Genomic DNA, 7,578 nt, shown 5'->3' with positions numbered 1-7,578 from the left:
CGCCTCGACCGCCTGGACGTACTCCTTCGGCACCCGCCCGCCGGTCACGGTGGACGCGAACACGAAGCCCCCTCCCTCCTGCGCGCCGACCGGTCCGTCCAGCGGCGCCACGTCGATCACGACCTGGGCGAACTGGCCGGCGCCGCCGTCCTGCTTGACATGACGGTGGACGTGGCCGGTGACCCCGCGTTCGACCGTCTCCCGATGGGCGACCTGCGGGCGGCCGACGGTCACCTCCAGACCGTTGTGGTCACGGCGGATCTTCTCCACCGCCACCTCCAGGTGCAGTTCGCCCAGGCCCGAGAGCACCCGCTGCCCGGTCTCCGGATCGGTGCGGACGACCAGCGACGGGTCCTCCTCCGCGAGCCGGGCCAGCGCGACCGCCAGCCGGTCGGTGTCGACCGAGCGCCGCGCCTCGACCGCGACCGTCACCACCGGCTCGGCGGTGACGGGTGGTTCGAGGACCAGCGGCGCGCCGGGCGCGCAGAGCGTGGCGCCCGTGCGCGCGGCCTTGACCCCGATCACCGCGACGATGTCCCCGGCGACCGCCGAGTCCGTCTCGGTGTGGCTGTCGGCCTGCACCCGCAGGATCCGGGCGATCCGTTCGGTCCGACCGGTCGTGGCGTCCAGCACGGTGTCCCCCTTTCGCAGTGTTCCGGTGTAGAGACGCAGATAGGTCAGACGGCCGGAGGCGGTGACGTTCACCTTGAACACCAGCGCGGTGAGCGGCCCGGCGGGATCGGTGGCCCGCTCCACCTCGGTGCCCTCCGTGCCCTCCGCACCGTCCGAACCCACGGAGCCCGCCGCACCCGCCGCACCCACGGCCGATCCACGCACCGCGGGAACGTCCAGCGGCGAGGGCAGGTAGGCCGTGACGGCGGCCAGCAGCGGTTCGACACCGCGGTTGCGGTAGGCCGATCCGCACAGCACGACCACGGCCTCGCCGCTGTGGGTGAGGTCCCGCAGCGCGGCGGCCAGGGTCGCGGTGGAGAGTGCCGTGTGCTCGTAGTACTCCTCCAGTGCGGCCGGATGGAGTCCGGCCACGGCCTCGTCCAGCCGTCGTCGCCGGTGCTCGGCCTCGGCCCGGAGCTCCTCCGGTACCGGCCCCTCCCGCAGGCCGTCCCGACCTGGGCCGTCGTCCCAGGTCAGAGCACGCATCGTCAGCAGGTCGACGACGCCGGTGAAGTCGCCCTCCCGCCCGACGGGCAGTTGGACGGCGAGCGGGACCGGGTGCAGCCGCTCCCGGATGGAGGCGACGGCCGCGTCCAGATCGGCGCCGGCCCGGTCCATCTTGTTGACGAAGGCGATCCGGGGCACGCCGTGCCGGTCGGCCTGGCGCCAGACGCTCTCGCTCTGCGGCTCCACCCCGGCGACGGCGTCGAACACCGCGACCGCCCCGTCCAGCACCCGCAGCGAGCGTTCGACCTCGTCGGCGAAGTCGACGTGCCCGGGGGTGTCGATGAGGTTGATCCGATGGCCGTCCCAGAGGCAGCTGACGGCGGCGGCGAAGATGGTGATGCCGCGTTCGCGCTCCTGCGGGTGGCAGTCGGTGACGGTGGTCCCGTCGTGGACCTCGCCGCGCTTGTGGGTCTCGCCGGCCAGGAAGAGGATCCGCTCGGTGACGGTGGTCTTGCCCGCGTCCACGTGGGCCAGGATGCCCAGGTTGCGGACGGTGGTGATGCCGGCCAGGACGGCGGCGGCAGCAGCGGTGGTGGTGACGGTGTTGTGCGTACGGCGGACGTCGGTGCGCATGGCCCGGTGCCTTTCGAGGTGGAGCGAGGTGCTGGGGCAGCGCGATTGCGGCGACGGCGCGCCCGGCCCTGTCGGTCCCACCCACGTCCGGCCCACCCACGATCCCGCCCCCGCCCCGCTCCGCGCAGCCTCGGCCGACAAGGGCACGGAGGCGGTCGAGCACCCGAGCAGACAGAACCCGGGACACACAGGGACACGGGCCCTCGGACGGGCAGAAGGAGACAGGAAGGCAGAGGAGCCGGAAGGCGGCGGACGACCGGAGGAGTGACCCGAGGTCAGCGGTGCGTCGCGCGGATCCGGTGCCGGCCGCGCAGCGGGCACCGGAGGGAGGAGGACACCAGGATCACCTCGTACCGGGACGAGGGGACGACGGCAGCGGTGCGGTGTCGCACGACCGGTCCTCCCTCAACTCATCACGGCGCGCACCGCCACCGGAACCACGGCGGTGCGTCTCTGGATGCCGAGTGTAGGGAGCGGACCGCCTCCGGGTCACGTGGTTTTCCCGATTCGCCCCCACGCCGCTCGGTGGGGCACCGACCGTGTGACAACCGGGTCCTGATTCTGCAACAGCACCGCGTACGGACCGATCGGCGCGCCTAGGCTCCGCCGCATGAGTCTTTCAACGACCGACGTCGCCGCCGCCGGTGCGGCCTGGGTGTGGACACCGGACGACGCCGAGGTGGTCGAAACCGCCGAGTACACGATCCTGCGACTGCCCGAACATGTCGCCTTCGACCTCTCGGTGGTCTCCTTCACCCCGGCAGGACCGCTCCCCGCGGCCGTCGACGCGGTCCTCGACCGGGCCCGCGCCTTCGGACCGCCGATCCTGGACTGGCAGGTGCTGGTCGGCTCCCCGGCCGGTCTGGCCGCCGAACTCGCGGCCCGGGGCGGCCGGGTGAAACTCGGCCTGGAACTCCTGGCCGCGGACCTGAGCGAGGGCGCGCCCCCGCTGCGGCCGCCGACGGTGGACGCGTCGCTGCGTTGGGCGACGGACTTCGCGACGGCGCGGGACGCGGCGGCGGTCGAGGTCACCGGGTTCGGCGGCGCGCTCCCGCCCGAGGAGCGGATCGAAGCAACCGCGGCGAAGGTCGCGAAGTCCCTTCCGGTCGGCGAGGGCGGCACGGTCGTCGCCTACGTGGACGGCGAACCGGCCGGTTGCGGCGGCGTCTCGATCGTGGACGGGGTCGCACGGCTGACGGGCGGAGTGGTCGCACCGCCCTGGCGGGGCCGGGGCTTGTACCGGGCGGTGCTCGCCGCCCGGCTCTCATACGCGGCGACGCACGGCGCGACGATGGCCCTGGTCAAGGCCAACAGCACGACGTCCGGCCCGATCCTGCGCAGGACCGGATTCACGGCCTTCGGACCGGAACCCGTCTACGCCATCCCCCTGCACTGAAGACCCCGTACCCGCCGGAGCACCACCACCGGAGGGAACCACCCCGCGCCTCCCGCGCGTCGAAGCGCGTGTGCGTCCGCACCGGCCGCCCGCCACGGCAGTGCGGAGTCGGAGGAGTTGGCGGAGTCGGCGGAATCCGGGGAGGCTCTCCAAGGTGTTGATCCCACTCGTCCTGCTGGTCGCCGGTGTCGGCCTGGTCCTCATGGGCGTCGACAAGCTGAACACCGCCGAGCCCACCTGCTACGGCCGGCCCATGTCACCCGGCGACATCTGCCACGTCAAGGTGAAGGGCTCCTTCGGTGAAGGCATGGCGGAACCTCACGACACCACCTACCAGGAGCAGTTGGACAGTCTGACCAGCGGTGGCTGGACGGCGATCGGCTTCGGCGCCGTCCTGCTGGCACTCGCGGTCGTGATCACGATCTCCTGGACCGCCACCGCCGCCCGTCGGGACCGGGAGCACTGAGACCCGATCGCACTCCCGCCCTCCGTACCGCTCCCGGCCGCTCCCGGCCGCCCCCGCAGGGACGCGGATGCCCCCGCGGGAGCGGCCGGAGCGGCCTTCGACCGGTCCGGCCGAGCGGCGCCCGTCAGCCCTTCGCGGCCGCGTACGCGGTCTCGGCGGCGAAGCCCCAGCCCGGGGCGGCGTCCCAGGGCACCAGCAGCGCGTCGTCCGTGGCGTAGACGTAGCCGGCACCCCGGGCGAAGGCGGCGTCGAGGGCGGTGCGCATCGCGGCCCGGTCCGGGGTGTCGTACACCAGGTGCCAGAAGGCCGTGCCGCTGGCGTCGAGGGTCGCGCCGGAGTAGTAACCCGCGGTGGAGTTGAAGACGTTGCCGCCCAGCCAGGCGCCGGTGTAGTCGTCGTAGTCGCCCTCGAAGGTCACGAAGACGTCGGCCGTGCGGTGGCCGGGTTCGAGGTAGCAGTCGGCGACGGCGGTGCCCGGGTTGTTCACCACCAGGTCCTGGGCCTGCGGGGCGACGGAGTAGACGGTCTCCTGGACGTAGCGGCGCAGGTCCGCGTAGTAGTCGCGGGCGGTGTTGCCCGGGCCGCAGTCGCGCCCGGTCTGGTCGAAGAAGATGCCGTCGACGTGCAGCCGGTGGTCGGCCGTCCTCAGGTAGTTGTCGACGACGGCGCGGACGGCGGACGGCGGGAGCGAGCCGTGGCCCGTGTCGACGTAGCCCAGCACCCGGGTGCCGGTGCCGTGCGCGGTGACCCCGGCGCGCAGCGCGTCGGCCTGCGCCTGCCAGGCCGCATCGAAGGGGGCGTAGCCGTTGGACGGGTTGAGGACGACGATCGACGGTGCCGGGCGGGCGCTTGCCGCACTGGCCAGCATGGGCTCGCCGGGCAGGACGTAGGCCGGAACGGCGACCTCCAGGCCGTGGGGTCTTTCGGCGGTCGCCGCGTCGGCCCCGCTGGGGGATGCCAGCGCGGCTGCGGTGAGCGCCGTGCCGGCCAGCAGGACGGGCAGGGTCTTGGTGAACGAACGCATCGGGTCCCTTGCTCGCAGAAGACGGGAAAGCCGGAGGGGGCTCCCCCGCGGCGCCCGGGCACGGTCCGTCCAGCCCCTCGCGCCCCGTCCCCTCCACCCGCCCCGGCCGGGTCGGGCGCTCCCATTCCTACCGGTCCGATCCGCTCCCGGTGGCCAACTTCTGGTGAACGCACGGAAGTTCGCGCAAGCACCGACGTCACTCGGGGCCGCTTCGAGCACTCCCGCCGCCACTGCCACCACCGTCACCGACGCCGCTCCCACCCCCTCCGGCCACACCTGCCGCCGCGACACGCCCGACGGACCGCCTACGACGCGAGCGCGACGGGCGGCCGAGCGGGCCACCCCCCGAACGACCCCCCGAACGGTCCTCCGAACCACCCCTCGAACCACCCCTCGAACCGCCACGCGAACCGCCCCCCGAAGCGCCACGCGGGCGGCCGAGCGCGACCCCCGCCAGCACCAGCAGCAGCCCGGCGAACTGCGGCGGGCCGAGCCGCTCGCCCGCCACCACGGTGCCGAGCAGCACACCGGTCAACGGATTGAGCAGCCCCAGCAGCCCGACCGTCCCCGCCGGCAGCCGGCGCAGGCCCGCGAACCAGGCGGCGAAGGCCAGCGCGGTCGCCACCACCGCGACATAGCCGAAGGCCGCCAGCTCGCGTCCGGCGGGCACCACGGGCGCGCCCTCGAACACCGCGGCCAGGGGCAGCAGGACGAGTCCGCCCGCCAGCAACTGCCAGGCGGTGGTGGCGAGGACGTCCGCCCCTTCGCGCCACCGGGCGGCCAGGACGTAGCCGAGCGAGGAGACCAGCATCGCCGCCGCCGAGGCGGCCAGGCCCGGCAGGCTGACCGGTTCGCTCCTGGTCAGCAGCATCAGCCCGACCCCGGCCAGGCCGACCAGGGCGCCGAGCAGGTGCGCCCGGGCGGGGCGGGCGGCGGTCAGCACCCAGGCCAGGAGCAGCATCGCGAGCGGCGAGGCCGCCATCACAGTGGAGGCGACACTGGTGGCCAAGGACTGCGAGGCGATGTAGAGCAGGACGAAGAATCCCGCCGTGTTGAGCAGCCCGAGAACGGCCGTCCGCCACCACCAGGCTCCCCGCGGCCGACGCGGACGCAGCGCGAACAGGAGCAGTCCGGCGGGCAAGGCCCGCAGGGCGGCTCCCCAGAGCGGGCGGTCCGCCGGGAGGAACTCGTGGGTGACGTAGTAGTTCGCACCCCACGCCACCGGCGCGACGGCGGTCAGCAGCACCCACCGAAAACTGGCTTCCATGGAAGCCAATATACCTTCCATGGAAGCTACTGCGCTAGGATGGAGCCATGGCACCCACGCCCACCGGCCCCGACCACGGCACCCCCACCGATCACACGTCCACCACCCCCGCCGCCACCGACGGCACAGCCACCGACCATGTGGCCACCATCCAGGCCGAGTGGCGCCGCGAACGGCCCGACCTCGACGTCTCCCCACAGGCGGTGATCGGACGCCTGCACCGCCTGTCCGGTCGGCTGACCGAGGAGCTCTGCCTGGTCTACGGCCGCTACGGCCTCGGCGAGGGCGAGTTCGACGTCCTCGCCGCACTCCGCCGGGCGGGCGCTCCGTTCGAACGGGCACCCGGGGAACTCGCCGCCCACACCATGGTCACCACCGGCGCCATGACCAAGCGGATCGACCGGCTGGAGCGGGCCGGCCTGGTCACCCGCCGCCGCAGCGAGGCCGACGGCCGAGGCCGGGTGGTGGCACTCACCGAAGCCGGCCGGCGGCTCTTCGACGAGGCGTTCACGGCACACATGCGCAACGAGCACCGCCTGTTGAGCGTCCTCACCCCCGAAGAGGCATCCGCCCTGGAGAGCCTCCTGACCACCTGGCAGCGCCGACTCGACCACCCCGAACCACCCCCGGCCGGCCACCCGCACCCCTGAGGAACCGTCCCGGCGACGACCGGAGACGCCGGATCACCAGGCCCCGGCCCCGGCCAGGTGTCCGGCGATAGGGTAGTCGGATGGTCACGGTACTGGTCAACGGGCTTCCCGGAGCGGGGAAGACCACGCTCGCGCGAGCGTTGGCGGCCGAGATGGGCCTTCCGCTCCTCAGCAAGGACGCGGTCAAGGAGACCCTGGCGGACACGCTGGCGGGCCTTCGGACGCCGGAGTGTCCCGACCACGAGTGGAGCCGGATCCTGGGAATTGCCGCCGGCGAGACCTTGTGGACGCTGCTCGGCGACGCCCGGGGCGATGCCGTGCTGGAGAGCCCCTGGTTGGCCCACCTGCGGCCGATCGTGCAGGCCGGCCTGCAACGCGCGGGTGTGGCCGAAGTGCGTGAGGTCTGGTGCGAGGTACCGCTGAACGTGGCCCGCCGCCGGTTCGCCGAGCGTCTGGCCGAACGGCACCCGGTGCATCCCGAACGCCTCGGCGGCTTCGGCGGGGACTGGGAGTTGTGGTCCCGCGGTGGCGAGCCGCTCGGGCTCGGAATCGTCCACCGCGTGGACACCACCGTCCCGGTCGACGTTCCGGCGCTGGCTGCCGCCCTCTCCAGGAAGCCCTGACCATCTACGGCGAACGGCGAACGGCGAACGTTCGCCAAGGACCTGTCGGCGAGGCCGAGGACAAGCGGGGGGAACCGCGGTCAACGAGCCTCATCACTTTGACGACTCAGGAGTGGAAGCATGTCCGAGTTCTCCGTGCGGGATTTCTACGACGAGTTGGCCCGTGACTACCACCTGATGTTCCGGGACTGGGACGCGAGCATGGCGTACCAGGCCGGGGTGCTGGGCGAGTTGGTCCGCCAGGGGCTCGGGCCCGGGCCGCAGCGGGTGCTGGACTGCTCGTGCGGGATCGGCACCCAGGCGATCGGGCTGGCCTCGGCCGGGCATCAGGTCGTCGGCAGCGACCTCAGTCCGGCCGCCGCCGCTCGGGCCGCGGCCGAGGCGGCGGCCAGGGGCAGCC

General features: G+C 73.3%; 8 protein-coding genes. 5 read left to right on the top strand and 3 right to left on the bottom strand.

Features of this window, described 5'->3' with window-relative positions; translation table 11 throughout:
• Window positions 1-1,752, bottom strand: a 1,752-nt coding sequence (locus VR45_RS28080) for an elongation factor G (protein WP_045942650.1), incomplete at its 3' end; no start/stop codon positions are given.
• A gap of 610 nt (window positions 1,753-2,362) precedes the next feature.
• On the opposite strand from VR45_RS28080, the gene VR45_RS28075 reads away from it, so the two are divergent.
• Together VR45_RS28075 and VR45_RS28070 are read left to right on the top strand one after the other, a co-directional pair.
• Window positions 2,363-3,148: a GNAT family N-acetyltransferase gene (locus tag VR45_RS28075; RefSeq protein WP_045942649.1), complete on the top strand. Its 786-nt coding sequence runs from the start codon at window positions 2,363-2,365 to the stop codon at window positions 3,146-3,148.
• Window positions 3,149-3,302: 154 nt separating this feature from the next.
• The gene (locus VR45_RS28070) at window positions 3,303-3,614 is read left to right on the top strand and encodes a hypothetical protein (protein ID WP_045942648.1); all 312 of its coding nucleotides are present in this window, start codon (window positions 3,303-3,305) and stop codon (window positions 3,612-3,614) included.
• A 124-nt stretch (window positions 3,615-3,738) separates the two neighbouring features.
• Here VR45_RS28070 and VR45_RS28065 read toward each other — a convergent pair whose 3' ends face one another.
• Window positions 3,739-4,638, bottom strand: coding sequence for a spherulation-specific family 4 protein (locus tag VR45_RS28065; protein WP_045942647.1), 900 nt, complete (start codon window positions 4,636-4,638; stop codon window positions 3,739-3,741).
• A 196-nt stretch (window positions 4,639-4,834) separates the two neighbouring features.
• Window positions 4,835-5,905: an EamA family transporter gene (locus VR45_RS28060; protein ID WP_078896897.1), complete on the bottom strand. Its 1,071-nt coding sequence runs from the start codon at window positions 5,903-5,905 to the stop codon at window positions 4,835-4,837.
• Window positions 5,906-5,952: 47 nt separating this feature from the next.
• On the opposite strand from VR45_RS28060, the gene VR45_RS28055 reads away from it, so the two are divergent.
• The 3 genes from VR45_RS28055 to VR45_RS28045 form a co-directional block, all read left to right on the top strand.
• Window positions 5,953-6,555, top strand: coding sequence for a MarR family transcriptional regulator (locus VR45_RS28055; protein WP_078896896.1), 603 nt, complete (start codon window positions 5,953-5,955; stop codon window positions 6,553-6,555).
• Between the two features lie 80 nt (window positions 6,556-6,635).
• A complete protein-coding gene (locus VR45_RS28050; protein ID WP_045942646.1) occupies window positions 6,636-7,178 on the top strand; it encodes an AAA family ATPase in 543 nt (180 codons plus the stop codon).
• Between the two features lie 120 nt (window positions 7,179-7,298).
• Window positions 7,299-7,578: class I SAM-dependent methyltransferase (locus VR45_RS28045; protein WP_045942645.1), on the top strand; the 280-nt coding region annotated here is incomplete at its 3' end.

It is taken from the genome of Streptomyces sp. NRRL S-495, from assembly GCF_000966955.1.
Lineage (GTDB): Bacteria > Actinomycetota > Actinomycetes > Streptomycetales > Streptomycetaceae > Kitasatospora > Kitasatospora purpeofusca.
The sequence above is the reverse complement of the archived record's forward strand: the minus strand, read 5'-3'. Positions and strand labels throughout refer to the sequence as shown.

What these genes read in the sequence shown, in the direction of transcription:
- VR45_RS28060 (WP_078896897.1), bottom strand. Translation starts at nt 5,905, where the DNA reads ATGGAAGCCAGTTTTCGGTGGGTGCTGCTGACCGCCGTCGCGCCGGTG.
- VR45_RS28075 (WP_045942649.1), top strand. Translation starts at nt 2,363, where the DNA reads ATGAGTCTTTCAACGACCGACGTCGCCGCCGCCGGTGCGGCCTGGGTG.
- VR45_RS28055 (WP_078896896.1), top strand. Translation starts at nt 5,953, where the DNA reads ATGGCACCCACGCCCACCGGCCCCGACCACGGCACCCCCACCGATCAC.
- VR45_RS28065 (WP_045942647.1), bottom strand. Translation starts at nt 4,638, where the DNA reads ATGCGTTCGTTCACCAAGACCCTGCCCGTCCTGCTGGCCGGCACGGCG.
- VR45_RS28050 (WP_045942646.1), top strand. Translation starts at nt 6,636, where the DNA reads ATGGTCACGGTACTGGTCAACGGGCTTCCCGGAGCGGGGAAGACCACG.